Genomic DNA, 20,185 nt, shown 5'->3' with positions numbered 1-20,185 from the left:
TACGTCTTAGCCTACTCCTTAGGTGGTATGCGACTGATTTGTCAGGATTTTTATAAGTGGCGGAAATCGCAGGCTTTTCGTGCTCGTTGAATTTGTGTACAAATCAGGAGATGGTTTTGCCAAAATCGATACGCCTGAAAATCAGCGGCGTTTTTTAGGGGAAGGGTATGTCTACAACACCGTTATGGCTTGTTCAGAATGTTCGTTTACCGGGTCGGGAAGGGCTGTGGCAGCTCGCCATTGAGAACGGGCGATTTGGTGACATCACCCCGATGGACGACACCCACGCCGAAAGTTATGAAGTATTGAATGCGCGCGGTGGGCTGGCTATCCCGCCGTTCATTGAGCCGCATATCCATCTTGATACGACCCAGACGGCGGGCGAACCGAACTGGAACCAGTCCGGCACGCTGTTTGAGGGCATTGAGCGCTGGGCGGAGCGCAAGGCGTTGCTCAGCCATGACGACGTGAAAGCGCGCGCCTGGAAAACGCTGAAGTGGCAAATCGCTAACGGCATCCAGTTTGTCCGCACCCATGTGGATGTCTCCGACCCGACGCTTACCGCCCTGAAGGCGATGCTCGAGGTGAAGCAGGAGGTGGCCCCGTGGGTAACGCTGCAAATCGTTGCGTTTCCGCAGGAAGGGATTCTCTCTTACCCGAACGGCGCGGCGCTGCTGGAAGAGGCGTTAAAGCTGGGCGCCGACGTGGTGGGGGCGATCCCACACTTCGAGTTCACCCGCGAGTATGGCGTGCAGTCGCTGCACATCGCTTTTGAACTGGCGAAGAAGTATGACCTTCCGCTGGATATCCACTGCGATGAAATCGACGACGAGCAGTCGCGATTTGTCGAGACGGTGGCAGCACTGGCGTATGAGGCCGGCATCGGCCCGCGCGTGACGGCCAGCCATACCACCGCCATGCACTCCTACAACGGCGCTTACACCTCGCGGCTCTTCCGTCTGCTGAAGATGTCGGGGATTAACTTCGTCGCTAACCCGCTGGTCAATATCCACCTGCAGGGGCGCTTTGATGACTATCCGAAGCGCCGCGGCATCACCCGGGTAAAAGAGCTGCAGGAAGCGGGCATAAACGTCTGCTTTGGTCATGACGACGTCTTCGACCCGTGGTACCCGCTCGGCACCGGCAATATGCTGCAGGTGCTGCATATGGGGTTGCACGTCTGTCAGATGATGGGCTATCCGCAAATCGACAATGGCCTGAACCTGATCACCCACAACAGCGCCCGTACCTTCGGCCTGAGCGATTACGGTATTGCTACGGGAAACCCGGCGAACCTGATTATTCTGCCTGCGGAGAGCGGGTTTGAAGCGGTGCGCTGCCAGGTGCCGGTGCGCTGGTCGATTCGTCAGGGGCGGATTATCGCCACCACGCAGCTGGCGCAGACCTGGATCCAGATGGATACCGGAGGAGAAGAGGTGAGTTTTGCCAGAAACAGCCCCTCTGCGTAATGCAAAGGGGCGCAGGGTTTAGTGCGATGCCGCTACCGCGTTGTGCTGGCGGTGGCGGGTCACGAAGCCCAGAACGAAGCACATGATGAACACCACGGCGTACAGACCGTTCGCGGTGTGCAGCGCGGCCAGCGGGCCGCTGTGGGCAACGATCGGGCCCGTCACCACGAAGGTCAGCATGGTGCCGATGGTGCCGCAGGTCAGAACGAAGTTAACCAGCTTCGGCGAGGCCACTTTGGTCTGCAGGGAGCCCAGGGTAATGATCGAGGTATAAATGGCGCTGGAGAAGAAGCCCAGGGTCAGAATGAACCACGGCATATGTTCCGGGGAGCCGTTGATGAACAGATACATCAGCACGGTCGCCAGGCCCGCCAGCACGGTCAGAATGCGCTGCAGGTCGAAGAAGCGCAGGATGAAGCTAAACGCCCACATGCCGAACATGTAAGACATCCAGAAATCGCTCACCAGTTTGCCTGCGTCGTTCAGGCTCATGCCCAGACCTTTGGCGTATTCCGGTACCCAGGAGATAAATCCCAGCTGGCCCAGGATGTAGCACAGGGCGGCGATGGAGAGGAACAGCACGCCGATACCCCATTTCTCTTTAGCGACGGGTTCTGCAGTGGTTTGCGCTTTTTTGCCCAGCACCGGGAACTCGCAGCCGAAGGTCAGAATAAAGATCGCCACGTAGACCAGACCAATGCAGGCATAGACCCAGTACCACTCAATGCTGCGGGCCAGCAGAACGGCCGCGACCATTGGGAAAATCATCCCGGCCATGCTGAAGAAGGAGTCGGTAAACAGCAGACGCGCGCCGCGCTGGCGGCCTTCATACATATGGGTAATCAGGAACGTACCGATCGACATGGTGATCCCGCTGACCAGACCGAGCACGAACATGGCGGCGGAGAACAGGGCGATGCTGTGGCTTAGCATCAGACCCGCCACGGCGGCGACCATCAGTACAAAGCCGAAGCGTAACTGGGTTTTCAGCGGGACGATTTCCATCAGCCAGGCATTCAGGAAGATAGAGATCAGGATCCCCGCGTTGAGGAAGGTGAAGGTGTTACTCATGCTGGAAACGGGCAGCTGGAAGTAGTCTGCGATATTCCCCATCACCATCCCGGTGACGATCACCAACGCGCCGGTCAGGGCGTAGGAGAAGAAGCTGATCCATGTGAGCTTGATGCGATTGCTGTTAGTCATGTCTGGCCTGTTCAGAAAAAGAAAAGCGCCCAGGGGGCGCTGAGAGCGGGCAGATTTTAGTCGTTAAAGTGATCTATTCCTATCTTTTAAGGGCAATGAATGTGTCATTGCAGGTTTTAGTGTGATCTAAATCACATTAATTGGCGGCGTAACCAATCGTTTGCGTAGTAATAATTGTTTCAACTTCGTAAAATTAGGTAAAAGGCTGGTCTCCGTTCATACTGCTCTTTAGAATCAAGCCATTCGCTTTTTATACTGCGCTTTGTTAAGGAATTCTCATGCTCAAATCAACACTGGCGGCTGTCGCAGCTGTGTTTGCTCTTTCTGCCGTTTCCCCTGCTGCGCTGGCAGCAAAAGGGGACCCTCACGTTCTGCTGACCACCTCCGCCGGGAATATTGAGCTGGAACTGAATAGCCAGAAAGCCCCTGTTTCCGTGAAAAACTTCCTCGACTATGTGAACAGCGGTTTCTACAACAACACCACTTTCCACCGCGTAATCCCAGGCTTCATGATTCAGGGTGGCGGTTTCAACGAACAAATGCAGCAGAAACAGCCAAACCCGCCTATTAAAAACGAAGCGGACAACGGCCTGCTGAACAAACGCGGTACCATCTCAATGGCGCGTACCGCGGACAAAGATAGCGCGACCAGCCAGTTCTTCCTCAACGTAGCGGATAACGCCTTCCTCGACCACGGTCAGCGCGACTTTGGCTATGCGGTCTTTGGTAAAATCGTGAAAGGGATGGACGTGGCTGACAAGATTTCTCAGGTGCCTACTCACGACGTCGGTCCGTATCAGAATGTCCCGTCAAAACCAGTGGTTATCCTCTCCGCCAAAGTTCTGCCGTAACTCTTCTGAGCGCGGGCTTCTCCGGCCCGCGTTATGTAGCCCTCCCTGCGAAAGCGCGTTTTGCTGCTTATACTTGTGGCAAACGGACTATTCAGGGAGGCGTTAAGTGAAAAAACTCACCGACAAGCAAAAATCCCGTCTCTGGGAACAGCAGCGTAACGTCAATTTACAGGCCAGTTGTCTCCTTGAAAAAGGTAATGGTCCCTCAGAACCCCATATTGAGACGCTGGAGCTTGGGCCTTCCGCGCCCGGGCTACCCCATCTGTGCCTTATTCATCGTCATTTGTACCGCAGTGAGATGAAGCGGGCAGGTGAGCTCCGTACCGAGGATATTTTTAAAGGTGACATTCCCTTCTGCCATTTTGAGTACATCGAAAAGATGGGGAACGAGCTGATGGCGGCGCTGGAAAGCGAAAAATATCTTGTGGGTCTTGAGAAAGCGGCGTTTGTTGACAGAGTTAGCCACTACTACTGCGAAATCAACATGCTGCATCCGTTTATGGGCGGCAACGGCATTGCCCAACGCGTTTTCTTCGAGCAGCTGGCGCTCCACGCGGGCTACTCGCTGGACTGGCGTGATATCGACCCCGAGCAGTGGGTTGCGGCTAACCGAAGTGGCGCAACGGGAGATTTAACGGCGTTAAACGCTATCTTTGCCAAAGTAGTGAGCGAAGCGCGGGAATCTGAGTAGAATAGGGCGGCATTTTTTTCGGGAGCCGCCATGATTCTGCTGATTGATAACTACGATTCCTTCACCTGGAACCTTTACCAGTATTTTTGTGAACTGGGTGCAGAGGTGGTTGTCCGCCGTAACGACGAGATCGCTCTCGCCGATATCGAGACGCTGGCGCCGCAGAAAATAGTGATTTCACCCGGCCCCTGCACCCCGTCGGAATCGGGTATTTCGCTGGAGGTTATCCAGCACTATGCCGGCAAGCTGCCAATCCTGGGCGTCTGCCTGGGCCATCAGGCAATTGCCCAGGCGTTTGGTGCCACCATCGTGCGCGCCGCGAAAGTGATGCACGGTAAAACCTCTCCGGTCACCCACGCCGGCACCGGGGTGTTCACGGGGCTCAATAATCCTTTAACCGTGACGCGCTACCATTCCCTGGTCATTGACCCGTCGACGCTGCCCGACTGTTTTGAGGTGACCGCCTGGAGCGATACGCAGGAGATCATGGGGATTCGCCACCGCGAATGGGATCTCGAAGGCGTGCAGTTCCACCCGGAAAGTATCCTCAGCGAGCAGGGGCACGCGCTGCTGGCAAATTTCCTCAATCGCTGAAAATCTGTTGCCTTGCTGTGATTTTTTATGCATATTTTGTGATTATATTTTCACATTCACTGTGACATAAAATGGATGGTCATGACATGGCAACTGAACAACCAGCAATTACCCGCGCGACATTTGATGAAGTGATCCTGCCGATTTATGCACCGGCTGAGTTTATCCCGGTGAAGGGAAAAGGCAGCCGCGTCTGGGATCAGCAGGGTAAAGAGTATGTGGATTTCGCGGGTGGTATTGCGGTCACGGCGCTGGGTCATTGCCATCCCGCGCTGGTGGAGGCGCTGAAAACTCAGGGCGAAACCCTGTGGCACACCAGCAACGTGTTCACCAACGAACCGGCGCTGCGCCTGGGCCGCAAGATCATTGATGCGACCTTCGCGGAACGCGTGCTGTTTATGAACTCCGGCACTGAAGCCAACGAAACTGCCTTTAAGCTGGCGCGCTACTATGCGACAACGCGCCACAGCCCGTACAAAACCAAAATCATCGCCTTCCACAACGCCTTCCACGGACGTTCCTTCTTTACCGTCTCCGTTGGCGGGCAGCCGAAGTATTCCGACGGGTTTGGCCCAAAACCGGCCGATATCGTCCACGTGCCGTTTAACGATCTGCACGCGGTGAAAGCGGTGATGGACGACCACACCTGCGCGGTGGTGGTCGAGCCTATTCAGGGGGAAGGCGGCGTGACCGCGGCAACCCCGGAATTCCTGAAAGGGCTGCGCGCGCTATGCGACGAACATCAGGCGCTGCTGGTGTTTGATGAAGTGCAGTGCGGGATGGGGCGTACCGGGGACCTGTTTGCCTATATGCACTACGGCGTGACGCCGGATATTCTGACCAGCGCGAAAGCGCTCGGCGGCGGTTTCCCGGTAAGTGCGGTCCTGACGACGCAGGAGATCGCCTCCGCGTTCCACGTCGGTTCTCACGGCTCCACCTACGGCGGTAACCCGCTGGCGAGCGCCGTGGCGGGTGCCGCATTCGACATCATCAACACGCCAGAGGTGTTGAACGGCGTTAGCGCGAAGCGCGAGCTGTTTGTGAAACACCTGAAAAAGATTGATGATCAGTACGACGTGTTCAGCGAGATCCGCGGGATGGGGCTGCTGATTGGCGCCGAGCTTAAGCCGCAGTACAAGGGCCGCGCTCGCGACTTCCTGCACGCCGCCGCTCGCGAAGGGGTGATGGTGCTCAACGCCGGACCGGACGTCATGCGCTTTGCGCCGTCGCTGGTGGTGGAAGACAAAGACATTGAAGACGGGTTGACCCGCTTTGCCGCGGCGGTTGCGAAGATCGTTAAAGGCTAATATTCGGTTCGTTTCAACCGGCGCGTTAACCAAATGCCGTGATGCGGACGCTGACGCCATGCCACCGACGAAATGGTGTGCATGGTGTTCAGATGCCCCAGAACGCGCTGCAAGTGCTGCTCCAGGGTGCTCATTGGCCCGTGGGTCAACGTTTCCGGCGCTTCCAGAATGTTTGAGTCTCCCGACTCGCCCGGCGCGTCATACTCCAGACGCTGCTGACACCTCTGCAACGCAATTTCACATGACTGCAGATAGCGCTGCGCCAGGTCCGGCGTCAGCATCGTGTGCTCGCGCGCCAGCGTGGTCATGGCGTTAATGTGCTCGACGATAAACTGGCTGTGCGTCACCCAGAGCTTCATATCGGCCAGATAGTGCGAGTTAAAGCCCGGCTCCTGCATCGCCTGGTTAAGCGAGTTGAACAGGGCGTTGTGCGCCTGGTTGACCTTCATGCGCTGATACGCCAGCGGGGACGGCTGCGGGTCGTCGCTCAGGATCAGGCGAATGGCCTGCTGGTCGGCCTCCAGCGCGTCGTGGGCGTTCTGTCTCAGCAGCCCGCTCTGCCACTGCGGCCAGAGCCAGACCATGCCGCCAAAGGCAATCAGGCAGCCGATCAGAGTATCAATCAGCCTGGCGATAATAAACTGTTCGCCATTGAGCGTAAGCAGCTGCAGGGTATATACCGCCGTCACCGTAAAGCCCACCATCGCCCAGCCGTAGTTTTTGCGGATAATCAGATAGCTCACCAGCGTGATCGCCAGCATCCCTGCCAGGGTATAGCCTTCCGGCACGTGGAAGTGCAGCGTTACGCCCGCAATGATCAGCCCGGCCATCGTTCCGCCCGCCCGGTGCAGAATACGCACCCGCGTGGCACCGTAGCCGTTCTGGGTGACAAACAGCACGGTCATTAAGATCCAGTAGGGCTTCGGCAGATGCAGCGCCATGCCCATCAGGCTGGCGGTACTGAGCATCACGCTAATCCTTGCGGCGTTGCGCAGGGCGGACGATTTAAAAGAAAGATAGCTTTTGAGTGCGGGCAATAACGGCAGCCGTTTTTGCTTATCCGCCATCAGGTCGCGGGGATAAAGCGGACGCTGGGTGCGCAATACCCGGGCGATGCGGCTGAAGTGCCAGGCGGCAAACTGTCCGACCGGGTTATCCGGATGCTGGCGGGCGATTTTCTCCACCGCGCCGAGCTGTTTATCCATGTTAAAGCGCGTGGGGTAGCGGTGATAGAGAATATCATCGGCCAGCACCCGCAGGCGTGCGGAGACGGTCTGCGCGTTCCAGCGGATCACCGCTTCGGCATGGCTGCGCTCGACCAGCTTTTGTACCTCCTGCGGGTGGTGCAGGCTCACGGAGATATGTTCCTGTAGATCCAGCCCGACCTGGAAGGTGCGCAGCAGGCGTTTGTACTCGTGGTTCTTGTTGGCGGCGAGCATATGCAGCTGCTGATAGCACTGGCTTATCAGATCCACCACCTTCTGCTGGCGCGTAAGCAGCGGCGGTAAGGATTTTTCCGGATCGGTATGCTGGGTGAGCAGGGTGTATTTGGCTTCGCAGTAATCCGCAAGCTGTACATAGAGCAGGCTCAGGGATTCGCGCAGCGGCTGTTCCCGCCACAGCCAGAACCAGAACCAGTTAAACAGCCCGTACCACAGTGTCCCCAGGGCGTAGATCAGCAGCGGCTCCCACACCGGCATATTCCCGGCGAGGCTCAGCGTGAAGATGGCCGCAATCAGCGAGGCGGGAAGCAGGCGGGCGTGCAGCGAGCTGATTTCGGCGGTGACGCCGAGCGTCATCGCCAGCACGGTCAGGATCAGCGGCAGCGGGATATCACGAGCCAGTAACAGCTGTACGGCGAGGCTACAGCCGGCAAACAGGCAGCCGCCAACGATCAGGCGTTTGAAAAAGCGCTTATGCGGCGTGTCCAGACCGGCGATGTTGCAGCAGGCGGGCACGAGGGAAAACAGCAGGCCTTGCTGAAGATGTCCGAGGATCAGGCCTATGGCCACAGGAAGACACAACACCAGCGTTTGTCGCAGTGCGTAGTTAACTTCCGGGTGATAGATCAGCCTGCGCCACATGGGGAGTAGAGACAAAAACGGCGTGACACCTTGCGATGGCACGCCGTTTAAGCGGAATTAACGCGTTCCGTAGACCACGATGGTTTTACCGTGGGCGGAGATCAGGTTTTGATCTTCCAGCATTTTCAGGATACGGCCTACTGTTTCACGGGAGCAACCGACGATCTGACCAATTTCCTGACGGGTAATTTTAATTTGCATGCCGTCCGGGTGGGTCATGGCGTCTGGCTGTTTCGCCAGGTTCAGCAGGGTTTGTGCGATACGGCCGGTAACGTCCAGGAAGGCGAGGTTACCCACTTTCTCTGACGTGACCTGCAGACGGCGCGCCATCTGGGAAGAAAGACGCATCAGGATGTCAGGGTTAACCTGAATCAGCTGACGGAACTTCTTGTAAGAAATTTCAGCCACTTCACATGCTGTCTTTGCACGAACCCAGGCGCTACGTTCCTGGCCCTCTTCAAACAGGCCCAGTTCACCGATGAAATCGCCCTGGTTCAGATAAGAAAGGATCATCTCTTTCCCTTCTTCATCTTTGATCAGCACTGCCACCGAGCCTTTAACGATGTAATACAACGTTTCCGCTTTTTCACCCTGGTGAATCAGCGTGCTCTTTGATGGGTACTTATGAATGTGGCAATGAGACAAGAACCATTCGAGAGTCGGGTCTGTTTGCGGTTTGCCAAGCACCATGCGCTGTTATCCTCTGTTATAAGCTGTCACCAGAGTCATCAGATGCATCCGGACTCTGGGGTTGCAATCGAATTCTTACCCATACCCTGGGAAGTCGGCTACCGTAACGTTTCGCAGCCAGTAAAGTTTGATGTCCTCTGCATACATGTGTAACGTCAATGTATTACTGTAGCATCCAGAGTGTTTTAGCATAGCTTTCGCCGCGTGTCTCCTGGTGTCTCGCTTCAGCATGATGCAGGTCGCCTTCCATTGCGAGAAATGTAACGCACGCGTAATCTGTCACCAAAAATGCAACGTTGGAGTTTAAGAATATGCAAGCGCGCGTGAAATGGGTTGAAGGTTTAACGTTCCTGGGCGAATCCGCGTCAGGGCACCAGATTTTAATGGACGGTAACTCCGGCGATAAAGCGCCAAGCCCAATGGAAATGGTGCTGATGGCGGCAGGCGGATGCAGCGCCATTGACGTGGTGTCGATTCTGCAAAAAGGTCGTCATGACGTGACGGATTGTGAGGTTAAACTCACCTCAGAACGGCGTGAAGAGGCGCCACGTCTGTTCACCCATATTAACCTGCACTTTGTGGTCACAGGTAAAGAACTGAAAGACGCGGCGGTCTCGCGTGCGGTGGATCTGTCTGCGGAGAAGTACTGCTCTGTAGCGTTAATGCTGGAGAAAGCGGTAAAAATCACGCATTCGTATGAAGTGATCGAGGCGTGATTGATGGGGCATCGTGCGTGTTGATGCCTTCACCCTAACCCTCTCCCACAGGGAGAGGGAACATGCTCACGCAATCTGCTTCCCTTCCATCAGTCGCTCCACCAGCGGCGTCATGATGAGCTCCATCGCCAGCCCCATTTTTCCGCCCGGCACGACCAATGTATTCATGTGCGAAATAAACGAGCCCTGCAGCATGGCCAGTAGCCAGGGGTAATCAATGCCTTCGAGATTGCGGAAATGGATCACCACAAAGCTCTCATCCAGGGATGGGATACTTTTGGCCGCGAACGGGTTGGAGGTGTCCACCGTCGGCACGCGCTGGAAGTTGATATGGGTGCGGGAAAACTGCGGCGTCAGGAAGTTGATGTAATCTTCCATGGAGCGTACCACCGAGTCCATTACCGCCTCTCGCGAATGGCCACGTTCGCTCATGTCGCGCGTCAGCTTCTGGATCCACTCCAGGTTCACGATAGGGACCACACCGACCAGCAGGTCCACGTGGCGCGCCACGTCGTGTTGCGGGGTGACCACGCCGCCGTGTAATCCTTCGTAAAACAGGACGTCAGTGGGTTCCGGCAGCGGTTGCCATGGGGTAAAGGTTCCCGGCACCTGATTCCAGGGAACGGCTTCATCATAGGTATGCAGATACTTGCGGGACTGCCCTTTACCGCTCTGGCCGTACTCAATAAAGGTTTGTTCCAGCAGGCCGAAGTCATTGGCTTCCGGACCGAAGTAGCTGATGTGTTTACCCAGATCGCGCGCCTTACGGATGGCCATGTCCATTTCAGGACGCGTGTAGCGGTGAAAGCTGTCGCCCTCGACCTCCGCCGCACGGAGATTCAGCTGGGCGAAAATCTTGCGAAATGCGAGGCTTGTGGTGGTGGTTCCCGCACCACTCGACCCCGTAACGGCTATAACCGGATGTCTGGCAGACATAGCAACTCCCTGACTGAAAAGGGTGGAAGATCAGCCGTGAAACGCGTTGCGGGGCATGATATTGACCGTCTCATGCAGTTCTGACCACACCAGCACCACGTCGCCGCTTTTCAGCTGGCGCTTTACATCGTTGACCTTTTGCTCAAGCGAGCGTTCCTGTTCACCATAATCGGTGCCTTCGCGTAATACAAAGCTTTCAATCAGATTATCGAGCGTTTCGGGAGCCAGATCCTGCCAGGGAATAATCATTTTGCACCGTCCAGATAAGGGGTTAGCCAGTCAGGAATACGCGCCTCAAGCCACATTTTCGGGCGGCGCAGCGTGCCGCCGATAAACCCGACGTGGCCGCCGTGCTCGGTCAACTGATAGTGAACGTTGTCGGGCAGGAATTCCTGCGCGGGGATCGAGTGATGATCCATAAACGGGTCATCTTTGGCATGAATAATCAGCGTTGGCTGTGTGATCTTGCTGAGCAGCGGCATGGCGCTGCACTGACGATAATAGTCAATCGCATCGGCGAAGCCGTGAATTTTCGCGGTGATCAGGTCGTCGAACTCGCGAATACGGCGTACCTTTTTCAGCTGGCGCAGGCTGACCGGCAGGGTATCCGGGTAGGCCTTCAGTTTACGTGCCGCGTTGGCCTTCAGGAGGTTGAGGAGGTAACGCTGGTAGACGCGGGAGAAGCCTTTATCCATATGGTAGCTGCACTGCTCGAGCATAAACGGCGCGGAGACAATGACGGCGGCCTCCAGCGGCACGCTTTCGCCCTCTTTGGCCAGCAAGCAGGCCAGCATATTGCCGCCCAGCGAGTAGCCCACGGCGGCCGTTGGCACGGTGCCATAATTTTCACGCAGCCAGTGTAAAAACCACGTCCCGTCTTCTGTTTCACCCGAGTGATAAATGCGTTTCTGACGATTCGGTTCGCCGCTACAGCCGCGAAAATGCATCACCACGCCGAGCCAGCCGCGCGCCTTTGCCGCCTCAATTAGCCCATGGGCATACGGGCTGTGCAGGCTGCCTTCCAGGCCGTGAAAGACCACCAGACGCGGCTTATGGCGAGCCTGTTCCGGCGCTTCGCTCCAGGCGAGATCCAGAAAATCACCGTCTGGCAGGTCAAGCCGTTGCCAGTGCGGGGTGAACTGAACCTTGCGGCGGATCAGTCGCGGCAGCATGGTCTGCAAATGGGGATTGGCCACGCCGCGCATAGGCACGAACTCAGTGCTGTCTTCGACCGCAATGTCGAAGTCTGATGGGATAATTTGGGTCATAAGCGCGATGCTGATTCTTGTCGGAAATTTACGATACTTTCCGAATTGTACCCCGTTTAAGCTGGATTTCCGAACCCGGTACGGATTCTGTTCTTAAAACGGGGTAAACAGGTCAGTCAGCCTGCAGCATCGCTTCCAGCTGTTCCTGCGCGTCGAGCCACGCCATCTCACACTCTTCAAGGCTGGATTTGGTCTTCGCCTGGGTTTGCAGGCAGTCCGTCAGTTCAGCTTTACGGCTCTGGTCATACAGGCCGCTGTCGCCGAGCTTCTCTTCAACGGTAGCAAGCGTGGCGTTGAGCTTTTCCATTTCTTTTTCGAGACGGGCAATCTCTTTACGCAGCGGCTGCGTCTGGGTGCGCAGCTCCGCTTCACGGCGTTTCTGGTCTTTACGTGCCTGCGCGCTGTTGGCGTTGTCTTTCGCCGACTCCTCCGGCTGGCTCTCCTGCTTCTGCACGTCCGTCAGCCACTGCTGATAGTCTTCCAGATCGCCATCGAACGGTTCCACTTTGCCATCGTGCACTAAATACAGATCGTCCGTGGTGGAGCGGATCAGGTGACGGTCGTGCGAAACCACAACCAGTGCGCCTTCGAACTCAATCAGCGCTTCGGTCAGCGCCTGACGCATATCGAGATCCAGGTGGTTGGTCGGTTCATCGAGCAGCAGCAGGTTCGGACGCTGCCAGACGATCAGCGCCAGCACCAGACGGGCTTTTTCGCCCCCGGAGAAGCGCTCGGTGTTTTCAGTGACCTTATCGCCCTGGAAGCCGAAGCCGCCGAGGTAGTCGCGCAGCTTCTGCTCCATCTCCTGCGGCGCCAGACGCGCGAGGTGCTGAATCGGGGATTCATCCGCGCGTAAAAATTCCAGCTGATGCTGGGCGAAGTAACCCAGCTTGATGCCCTTCGCCAGGCCGATTTCACCCTTGACCGGGTTAAGCTCGCCCGCCAGCAGCTTGATCAGCGTTGATTTACCGGCGCCGTTGCGTCCCAGCAGGCCAATGCGCGAACCCGGCACCAGGTTGAGCTTGATGGAGTCGAGAATAATGCGGTCGGCATAGCCCGCGCTGACTTTTTCCATCTTCAGCAGCGGGTTCGGCAGGCTTTCCGGGGCGCGGAAGCTGAAGTGGAACGGGTTATCCACGTGCGCCGGGGCGATCATCTCCATGCGTTCCAGCATCTTGATGCGGCTCTGGGCCTGCTTCGCTTTTGAGGCTTTGGCCTTGAAGCGATCCACGAAGCTCTGCAGGTGTGCCACGCGCTGCTGCTGGCTTTCGTACATGGACTGCTGCTGGGCAAGACGCGTCGCGCGCTGGCGCTCGAAGGAGCTGTAGTTGCCGGTGTACTCGAACATCGTTTGCTGTTCGATATGAATGATTTTATCCACCACCGGGTCGAGGAAGTCGCGGTCGTGGGAGATCAGAATCAGAGTGCCCTGATAGCTCTTGAGCCACTTCTCCAGCCAAATAACCGCATCGAGATCGAGGTGGTTAGTCGGTTCATCGAGCAGAAGCAGGTCAGAGCGGCAGATCAGCGCCTGCGCCAGGTTGAGGCGCATACGCCAGCCGCCGGAGAAGTCGCTGACCGGGCGTTCCAGCTGTTCATTGCTGAAGCCCAGGCCGTGCAGCAGGCTGGAGGCGCGGGAGCGAATGGTCCACGCGTCAATAGCGTCCAGCTTGCCGTGAACCGTGGCAATGGCGTGGCCGTCGTTGCGCTCGTTAGCGGCGTTAAGTTCCGCCTCGAGCTTACGGTACTCACGGTCACCGTCGATAACATAGTCGAGTGCCGGTTCGCTCAGCGCCGGAGTCTCCTGGTTTACCCAGGCGAGTTGCCAGTTTCCCGGGAAGGTAAAGTTACCGCCATCCGCGCTAATCTCGTTTTTCAGCAGCGCCAGCAGGGTGGATTTACCACAGCCGTTTTTGCCGACCAGACCCACTTTTTGGCCTGGGTTGATGGTAGCAGTGGCGTTATCCAGCAGGACGCGCACGCCGCGACGAATTTGTAACGAGGAGAAAACAATCATAGAAGCGCCGTATGTTCCGACTATGTTAATTTGTCATTATGATAATGTAAGGTGTGGGCCATTTTCCGCACCGGGCCGCCATGGTAGCCCAAAACAACAACGATACACAAAAACAGAAACAAGACCGGGAGGGGAATGATGTCTCAGACAGCAAAAGTGCTGCTGCTGTATGCCCATCCGGAATCTCAGGACTCGGTGGCAAACCGGGTGCTGCTTAAGCCGGCCACACAGCTCAGTAACGTGACGGTGCACGATCTCTACGCGCACTATCCTGATTTCTTTATTGATATCCCTTACGAGCAGGAACTGCTGCGTCAGCATGACGTGATTGTGTTCCAGCATCCGCTTTATACCTACAGCTGTCCGGCGCTGCTCAAAGAGTGGCTGGACCGCGTGCTGAGCCGGGGTTTCTCCAGCGGGGTAGGGGGCAATCAGCTGGCGGGAAAGTACTGGCGTAGCGTGATTACGACCGGTGAACCCGAAAGCGCTTACCGCCACGCCGGGCTGAACCGCTATCCGATGAGCGACATTCTGCGGCCTTTTGAGCTGACGGCGGCCATGTGCCGTATGCACTGGATGAGCCCGATTATTGTCTACTGGGCCCGTCGTCAGGATCCTAAAGAACTGGCCAGCCACGCCAGAGCCTACGGTGAATGGCTGGCGTCACCGATTCCGGCAGGAGGTCGTTAATGGAAGGATCGAATTTGCTCCTCGCCGGGGTGCTTTTTTTGTTTGCGGCCGTCGTCGCGGTGCCGCTTGCTGCACGTATTGGGATAGGTGCGGTGTTGGGTTATCTGCTGGCTGGGATCGCGATTGGCCCCTGGGGGCTGGGATTCATCAGCGATGTGGATGAAATTCTCCATTTCTCCGAGCTGGGCGTGGTGTTCCTGATGTTCATCATCGGCCTTGAGCTGAACCCTTCTAAATTATGGCAGCTCAGACGCTCTATCTTTGGCGTGGGTGCCGCGCAGGTGGTGCTCAGCGCCGCGATACTGGGTGGCCTGTTAATGCTGACGAATTTCTCCTGGCAGGCGGCGGTGATCGGCGGGATAGGCCTTGCGATGTCGTCGACGGCGATGGCCCTGCAGCTGATGCGCGACAAGGGGATGAACCGCAACGAAGCCGGTCAGCTGGGTTTTTCGGTGCTGCTGTTCCAGGATTTGGCGGTCATCCCGGCGCTGGCGCTGGTGCCGCTGCTGGCGGGCTCCGGGGACGATCACTTCGACTGGGCAAAAATTGCCATGAAGGTGCTGGCCTTCGCGGGCATGCTGATTGGCGGACGTTTTCTTTTACGTCCGGTGTTCCGCTTTATTGCCGCGTCGGGCGTGCGCGAGGTCTTTACGGCCGCGACGCTGCTGCTGGTGCTGGGGTCGGCATTGTTTATGGATGCGCTGGGGCTGTCGATGGCGCTCGGGACCTTTATCGCCGGGGTGCTGCTGGCGGAGAGCGAGTATCGGCACGAGCTGGAAATTGCCATCGATCCCTTCAAAGGGCTGCTGTTAGGCCTGTTCTTTATTTCGGTGGGGATGGCGCTCAACCTTGGCGTGCTCTATACCCATCTGCTGTGGGTTGTGGTGAGCGTAGCCATCCTGGTAGCGGTGAAAACGCTGGTGCTGTACGCCTTGGCGCGCATTTACGGCTTGCGCAGTTCGGAACGCATGCAGTTTGCCAGCGTGTTAAGCCAGGGAGGTGAGTTTGCGTTTGTGCTGTTCTCTACCGCCTCCTCCCAGAAGCTGTTTAAAGACGATCAGATGGCGCTTTTGCTGGTGACGGTCACGCTGTCAATGATGACCACGCCGCTGCTGATGAAGCTGGTGGATAAACTCCTGTCGCGCCGCCTGAACCCGTCAGACGATGAAGACGAAGCGCCGTGGGTGGAAGATGATAAGCCTCAGGTTATCGTGGTGGGCTTTGGCCGCTTCGGACAGGTGATCGGACGTTTGCTGATGGCGAACAAAATGCGCATTACGGTGCTGGAGCGTGATATCAGCGCGGTCAACCTGATGCGCAAATATGGCTATAAGGTTTACTACGGCGATGCGACCCAGCTCGAGCTGCTGCGCTCGGCGGGGGCAGAAGCGGCAGAGTCCATCGTGATTACCTGTAACGACCCGGAAGACACGATGAAGCTGGTGGATATGTGTCAGCAGCATTTCCCGCATCTGCATATTCTGGCGCGTGCGCGGGGACGTGTTGAAGCTCACGAATTATTGCAGGCGGGTGTGAAACACTTCTCCCGTGAGACATTCTCCAGTGCGCTGGAGCTGGGGCGCAAGGCGTTGATCTCGCTCGGCATGCATCCGCATCAGGCGCAGCGCGCCCAGATGCACTTCCGCCGGCTGGATATGCGGATGCTGCGCGAGCTGATGCCGGTACATACCGATACGGCGCAGATCTCCCGCGTGCGGGAAGCGCGTCGCGAGCTGGAGGAGATCTTCCAGCGCGAGATGCAGCAGGAAAGACGCCAGCTCGATGGCTGGGATGAATTTGAATAAAGGGTAACGAAAGATGGCTGTACGTAAACGCTTTATCGCGGGTGCAAAATGCCCGACCTGCCAGGCGCAAGATACCCTGGCGATGTGGCGGGAAAATAATATTGATGTTGTTGAGTGTGTTAAGTGCGGTCACCAGATGCGTGAGGCCGACAAAGAAGCCCGCGATCACGTTCGCAAAGAAGAGCAAGTTATCGGCATTTTTCATCCAGACTAGCGATATGCTCTGAGTTTTTTTAAGCTTAAGGGTACACGGGTGCAGATTTCCGCTACAATCTGCGCCAGCAATTTTCCCACGCTCAGGAGATATCATGAAAGTAGCAAAAGACCTGGTGGTCAGCCTGGCCTATCAGGTACGTACAGAAGACGGTGTGTTGGTTGATGAGTCTCCGGTGAGTGCGCCGCTTGACTACCTGCATGGTCACGGTTCCCTGATTTCCGGCCTGGAAAACGCGCTGGAAGGTCATGAAGTTGGCGACAAATTTGACGTTGCTGTAGGCGCGAACGACGCTTACGGTCAGTATGACGACAACCTGGTTCAGCGCGTTCCTAAAGACGTGTTCATGGGCGTTGACGAACTGCAGGTTGGCATGCGCTTCCTGGCTGAAACTGACCAGGGTCCAGTTCCTGTTGAAATCACCGAAGTGGAAGATGACCACGTCGTGGTTGACGGTAACCACATGCTGGCTGGCCAGAACCTGAAGTTCAACGTCGAAGTTGTTGCGATCCGCGAAGCGACCGAAGAAGAGCTGGCTCATGGCCACGTTCACGGTGCGCACGGTCACGACCATGACCACGATCACGGCCACGATGGCTGCTGCGGTGGTCACGGCCACGACCATGGTCATGATCACGGCCACGGTAAAGGTGGTTGCGGTAACGGCGGCTGCGGCTGCCACTAATTCCGTCATGCGGAAAATAAAAAAGCGGGATTATCCCGCTTTTTTTACGCCTCAATAATGAGGAGGTGGCGTCTCTTCTGACTGAGAGGCAATGTTCGACGGCTGCGTAGCCTTCAGCTTTTCCGTCAGCAGGCGCATATGATCCCGCAGTTTCGCCATTTCGAGCTCATGTGCGGTCACGGTCTGGTTTAGCTCTTCGATGGTGATGTCCTGAAAAGCCAGGCGGCTTTCCAGCTCAGCCATTCTCGCTTCTATCGTTGTATCCTTCATCATTCACCTCGTTTGTTTCAGATTCACCATAATGGCACTGCGGCGGCGCAGTTTAACTGAGTTTATCCTTAAGTACAGTCTGCATCCCCTTGGCAGGAAACTTATTTAAACAAAAATAGTCTGAAAAGTGGCGAGAATTGGAAGTGTCTGTCTGTAGATTTCTTCCGCAACGTTTTATAGTACGTCACTCATTTACGTTTAACGCTGGGGTGAGAGTCCCCAGGCCCTGGAGATATGGATGAAATCACTGTTTAAAGTAACGCTGCTGGCGACGACGATGGCTGTTGCGCTGAACGCGCCGCTGTCATTCGCTGCTGATACTGCTGCGAAGCCTGCTGCCACTGCAGACAGCAAAGCGGCGTTCAAAAATGACGACCAGAAATCCGCCTACGCACTGGGCGCATCTCTGGGTCGTTACATGGAAAACTCTCTGAAAGAACAAGAGAAGCTGGGCATCAAACTGGATAAAGCTCAGCTGATCGCGGGCGTTCAGGACGCATTTGCAGATAAGAGCAAGCTGTCTGACCAGGAAATTGAACAGACTCTGCAGGCGTTCGAAGCGCGTGTGAAGGGTGCCGCGCAGACCAAGATGGACGCGGACGCGAAAGACAACGAAGCGAAAGGCAAAGCCTACCGCGATACCTTTGCTAAAGAGAAGGGTGTGAAAACCTCTTCTACTGGCCTGGTGTACAAAGTTGAGAAAGAAGGCACCGGCGATGCGCCTAAAGACAGCGACACCGTTGTTGTGAACTACAAAGGTACGCTGATCGACGGTAAAGAGTTCGATAACTCTTACACCCGTGGTGAGCCGCTCTCCTTCCGTCTGGATGGTGTGATCCCCGGCTGGACTGAAGGCCTGAAAAACATCAAGAAAGGCGGCAAGATCAAGATGGTCATCCCACCGGATCTGGCCTATGGCAAAACCGGCGTTCCGGGAATCCCAGCCAACTCTACGCTGGTCTTTGACGTAGAGCTGCTGGACATCAAACCGGCACCGAAAGCGGATGCTAAAGCGGACGCACCTGCTGAAGAAAAAGCAGCGACAGACGCTAAGAAGTAATGTGATAAAAACCGCCGCCTTTCAGGCGGCGGTTTTTTTATTGTGGGGCAGATATAATTAACACTGGAAAGCGCTATACACGCTGTATTAATTTAGTTGTCCGTGTAGATAATGAGCCTGCCCTGAAAACCTAACGACAGGCTCCTGAAAAGGAGTGTTTTTTTCATGTCCAGGTCGCTTTTAACCAACGAAACCAGTGAACTTGATTTGCTGGATCAACGTCCTTTCGATCAGACCGACTTCGATATTCTGAAATCCTATGAAGCGGTAGTGGACGGGTTAGCGATGCTCATTGGCTCCCACTGCGAAATCGTATTGCACTCCCTGCAAGATCTGAAGTGTTCCGCCATCCGCATTGCGAATGGTGAGCATACTGGCCGTAAAATTGGTTCGCCAATCACCGACCTTGCATTGCGTATGTTGCATGACATGACCGGCGCGGACAGCAGCGTCTCCAAATGCTATTTCACCCGCGCCAAAAGCGGCGTGCTGATGAAATCAGAAACTATCGCGATTCGAAACCGCGAGCATCGTGTGATTGGGCTGCTGTGCATCAACATGAACCTTGATGTGCCTTTCTCGCAGATCATGAGCACCTTTATTCCACCAGAAACGCCGGATGTTGGCTCTTCTGTTAACTTTGCCTCTTCCGTCGAAGATCTCGTCACTCAGACGCTTGAGTTCACCATTGAAGAAGTGAATGCCGATCGCAACGTCTCGAACAACGCCAAGAATCGCCAGATCGTGCTCAATCTCTATGAAAAAGGGATTTTTGATATTAAAGACGCCATCAACCAGGTGGCCGATCGTCTGAACATCTCCAAGCACACGGTCTACCTCTATATTCGCCAGTTCAAAAGCGGTGATTTCCTGGGACAAGATAAGTAATGCGTTTTGCGTTAATGGTGACAGGCCCGGCGTACGGGACTCAGCAGGCCAGCAGCGCGCTGCAGTTTGCGCATGCGCTGCTGGCGGCCGGACATGAGCTGGCGAGCGTCTTCTTCTATCGGGAAGGGGTGTACAACGCGAACCAGTTTACGTCGCCGGCGAGCGATGAGTTCGATCTGGTGCGCGGCTGGCAGGCATTAAACGAAAAGCAGGGCGTAGAACTGCACATCTGCGTGGCGGCGGCACTGCGCCGCGGCGTCACCGATGCAACCGAAGCTGCGCGTCTTGGTTTATCGGGTTCTAACCTGCAGCCCGGTTTTTCGTTAAGTGGTCTGGGCGCGCTGGCACAGGCGGCGTTAACCTGCGACAGAGTGGTGCAATTCTGATGAAGCGCGTGGCATTTGTTTTTAAGTCTGCGCCGCACGGCAGCGCTTCTGGCCGCGAAGGGCTGGATGCGTTACTTGCAACGTCCGCGCTGACCGAAGATATCGGCGTCTTCTTTTTGGGGGACGGGGTGTTTCAGCTTTTGGCTGGGCAACAGCCTCAGGCCATTCTGGCGCGGGATTACATCGCTACCTTTAAAGTGCTGCCGCTGTACGACATCGAAACCCTTTATGTCTGCGCCGATTCGCTGGCCGCTCGCGGTTTGGATGATAAGACGCCTTTCGTGCTGGATGTGACAGTCCTGTCTTCAGCTGCATTGCGCGAACACCTTTCCCACTACGACACCGTTCTGACTTTCTGAGG

General features: G+C 56.2%; 22 protein-coding genes. 14 read left to right on the top strand and 8 right to left on the bottom strand.

Annotation, left to right across the window (positions count from 1 at the left end; genetic code table 11):
* Positions 1-167 precede the first annotated feature (167 nt).
* Positions 168-1,469: a cytosine deaminase gene (locus PUP35_RS20185; protein WP_274241088.1), complete on the top strand. Its 1,302-nt coding sequence runs from the start codon at positions 168-170 to the stop codon at positions 1,467-1,469.
* Between the two features lie 18 nt (positions 1,470-1,487).
* On the opposite strand, the gene tsgA is transcribed toward PUP35_RS20185, so the two are convergent.
* On the bottom strand, positions 1,488-2,672 hold the full coding sequence (gene tsgA / locus PUP35_RS20180; RefSeq protein WP_274241085.1) for an MFS transporter TsgA: 1,185 nt from the start codon (positions 2,670-2,672) through the stop codon (positions 1,488-1,490).
* Between the two features lie 278 nt (positions 2,673-2,950).
* On the opposite strand from tsgA, the gene ppiA reads away from it, so the two are divergent.
* The 4 genes from ppiA (at position 2,951) to argD (ending at position 6,115) form a co-directional block, all read left to right on the top strand.
* The gene (gene ppiA / locus PUP35_RS20175; protein ID WP_014885514.1) at positions 2,951-3,523 is read left to right on the top strand and encodes a peptidylprolyl isomerase A; all 573 of its coding nucleotides are present in this window, start codon (positions 2,951-2,953) and stop codon (positions 3,521-3,523) included.
* Positions 3,524-3,629: 106 nt separating this feature from the next.
* Positions 3,630-4,214: a putative adenosine monophosphate-protein transferase Fic gene (locus PUP35_RS20170; protein ID WP_115876871.1), complete on the top strand. Its 585-nt coding sequence runs from the start codon at positions 3,630-3,632 to the stop codon at positions 4,212-4,214.
* A 30-nt stretch (positions 4,215-4,244) separates the two neighbouring features.
* The gene (gene pabA / locus PUP35_RS20165; protein WP_115876872.1) at positions 4,245-4,808 is read left to right on the top strand and encodes an aminodeoxychorismate synthase component 2; all 564 of its coding nucleotides are present in this window, start codon (positions 4,245-4,247) and stop codon (positions 4,806-4,808) included.
* A gap of 86 nt (positions 4,809-4,894) precedes the next feature.
* Entirely contained in the window at positions 4,895-6,115 is a 1,221-nt protein-coding gene (gene argD, locus PUP35_RS20160) for a bifunctional acetylornithine/succinyldiaminopimelate transaminase (protein WP_181899775.1), read from the top strand.
* Here argD and PUP35_RS20155 read toward each other — a convergent pair.
* Positions 6,112-8,199: a YccS/YhfK family putative transporter gene (locus PUP35_RS20155; RefSeq protein ID WP_274243331.1), complete on the bottom strand. Its 2,088-nt coding sequence runs from the start codon at positions 8,197-8,199 to the stop codon at positions 6,112-6,114. The genes argD and PUP35_RS20155 overlap by 4 nt on opposite strands.
* A 57-nt stretch (positions 8,200-8,256) precedes the next feature.
* The gene (gene crp, locus PUP35_RS20150) at positions 8,257-8,889 is read right to left on the bottom strand and encodes a cAMP-activated global transcriptional regulator CRP (protein WP_000242758.1); all 633 of its coding nucleotides are present in this window, start codon (positions 8,887-8,889) and stop codon (positions 8,257-8,259) included.
* 311 nt (positions 8,890-9,200) lie between these two features.
* Between crp and PUP35_RS20145 the strand changes: the two genes are divergently transcribed.
* Complete coding sequence (locus PUP35_RS20145) at positions 9,201-9,605, top strand: OsmC family protein (protein WP_008503018.1); 405 nt, start codon at positions 9,201-9,203, stop codon at positions 9,603-9,605.
* Positions 9,606-9,671: 66 nt separating this feature from the next.
* Here PUP35_RS20145 and PUP35_RS20140 read toward each other — a convergent pair whose 3' ends face one another.
* The 4 genes from PUP35_RS20140 to PUP35_RS20125 form a co-directional block, all read right to left on the bottom strand.
* Positions 9,672-10,541, bottom strand: a complete 870-nt coding sequence (locus PUP35_RS20140) for a phosphoribulokinase (RefSeq protein ID WP_008503017.1) — start codon at positions 10,539-10,541, stop codon at positions 9,672-9,674.
* 30 nt (positions 10,542-10,571) lie between these two features.
* Positions 10,572-10,790 (bottom strand): YheU family protein, encoded by a 219-nt coding sequence (locus tag PUP35_RS20135; protein WP_008503016.1) that lies wholly within the window; start codon positions 10,788-10,790, stop codon positions 10,572-10,574.
* A complete protein-coding gene (locus PUP35_RS20130; protein WP_115876875.1) occupies positions 10,787-11,809 on the bottom strand; it encodes a hydrolase in 1,023 nt (340 codons plus the stop codon). Before PUP35_RS20130 ends, PUP35_RS20135 begins: the two co-directional genes overlap by 4 nt.
* Before the next feature lie 112 nt (positions 11,810-11,921).
* Positions 11,922-13,826 carry an ABC transporter ATP-binding protein gene (locus PUP35_RS20125; protein WP_274241057.1) on the bottom strand — a complete coding sequence of 635 codons (1,905 nt, stop codon included), beginning with the start codon at positions 13,824-13,826 and terminating at the stop codon, positions 11,922-11,924.
* Between the two features lie 138 nt (positions 13,827-13,964).
* Here PUP35_RS20125 and kefG point away from each other — a divergent pair, with 138 nt between their 5' ends.
* The 4 genes from kefG (at position 13,965) to slyD (ending at position 17,220) form a co-directional block, all read left to right on the top strand.
* Complete coding sequence (gene kefG, locus PUP35_RS20120) at positions 13,965-14,516, top strand: glutathione-regulated potassium-efflux system ancillary protein KefG (protein ID WP_441315740.1); 552 nt, start codon at positions 13,965-13,967, stop codon at positions 14,514-14,516.
* Entirely contained in the window at positions 14,516-16,321 is a 1,806-nt protein-coding gene (gene kefB / locus PUP35_RS20115) for a glutathione-regulated potassium-efflux system protein KefB (protein ID WP_248175398.1), read from the top strand. Before kefG ends, kefB begins: the two co-directional genes overlap by 1 nt.
* A 13-nt stretch (positions 16,322-16,334) precedes the next feature.
* Positions 16,335-16,535, top strand: a complete 201-nt coding sequence (locus PUP35_RS20110; protein WP_010436300.1) for a YheV family putative zinc ribbon protein — start codon at positions 16,335-16,337, stop codon at positions 16,533-16,535.
* Positions 16,536-16,629: 94 nt separating this feature from the next.
* On the top strand, positions 16,630-17,220 hold the full coding sequence (slyD, locus tag PUP35_RS20105; RefSeq protein ID WP_008503010.1) for a peptidylprolyl isomerase: 591 nt from the start codon (positions 16,630-16,632) through the stop codon (positions 17,218-17,220).
* A gap of 51 nt (positions 17,221-17,271) precedes the next feature.
* Here slyD and PUP35_RS20100 read toward each other — a convergent pair whose 3' ends face one another.
* Complete coding sequence (locus PUP35_RS20100; protein ID WP_008503009.1) at positions 17,272-17,490, bottom strand: protein SlyX; 219 nt, start codon at positions 17,488-17,490, stop codon at positions 17,272-17,274.
* A gap of 238 nt (positions 17,491-17,728) precedes the next feature.
* Here PUP35_RS20100 and fkpA point away from each other — a divergent pair, with 238 nt between their 5' ends.
* The 4 genes from fkpA to tusC all read left to right on the top strand — a co-directional run bounded on the left by fkpA (position 17,729) and on the right by tusC (position 20,183).
* Complete coding sequence (fkpA, locus tag PUP35_RS20095) at positions 17,729-18,550, top strand: FKBP-type peptidyl-prolyl cis-trans isomerase (RefSeq protein ID WP_111963789.1); 822 nt, start codon at positions 17,729-17,731, stop codon at positions 18,548-18,550.
* A gap of 165 nt (positions 18,551-18,715) precedes the next feature.
* A complete protein-coding gene (locus PUP35_RS20090) occupies positions 18,716-19,438 on the top strand; it encodes a helix-turn-helix transcriptional regulator (protein WP_003861697.1) in 723 nt (240 codons plus the stop codon).
* On the top strand, positions 19,438-19,824 hold the full coding sequence (gene tusD / locus PUP35_RS20085) for a sulfurtransferase complex subunit TusD (RefSeq protein ID WP_121426097.1): 387 nt from the start codon (positions 19,438-19,440) through the stop codon (positions 19,822-19,824). Before PUP35_RS20090 ends, tusD begins: the two co-directional genes overlap by 1 nt.
* A complete protein-coding gene (gene tusC / locus PUP35_RS20080; protein ID WP_111963791.1) occupies positions 19,824-20,183 on the top strand; it encodes a sulfurtransferase complex subunit TusC in 360 nt (119 codons plus the stop codon). Before tusD ends, tusC begins: the two co-directional genes overlap by 1 nt.
* Positions 20,184-20,185 lie beyond the last annotated feature (2 nt).

Origin of the sequence: Enterobacter sp. S-33 (assembly GCF_028735835.1) — a bacterium.
Lineage (GTDB): Bacteria > Pseudomonadota > Gammaproteobacteria > Enterobacterales > Enterobacteriaceae > Enterobacter > Enterobacter vonholyi.
Note: the sequence above shows the minus strand (reverse complement) of the source record. Positions and strands in the feature narration are given on the sequence as shown.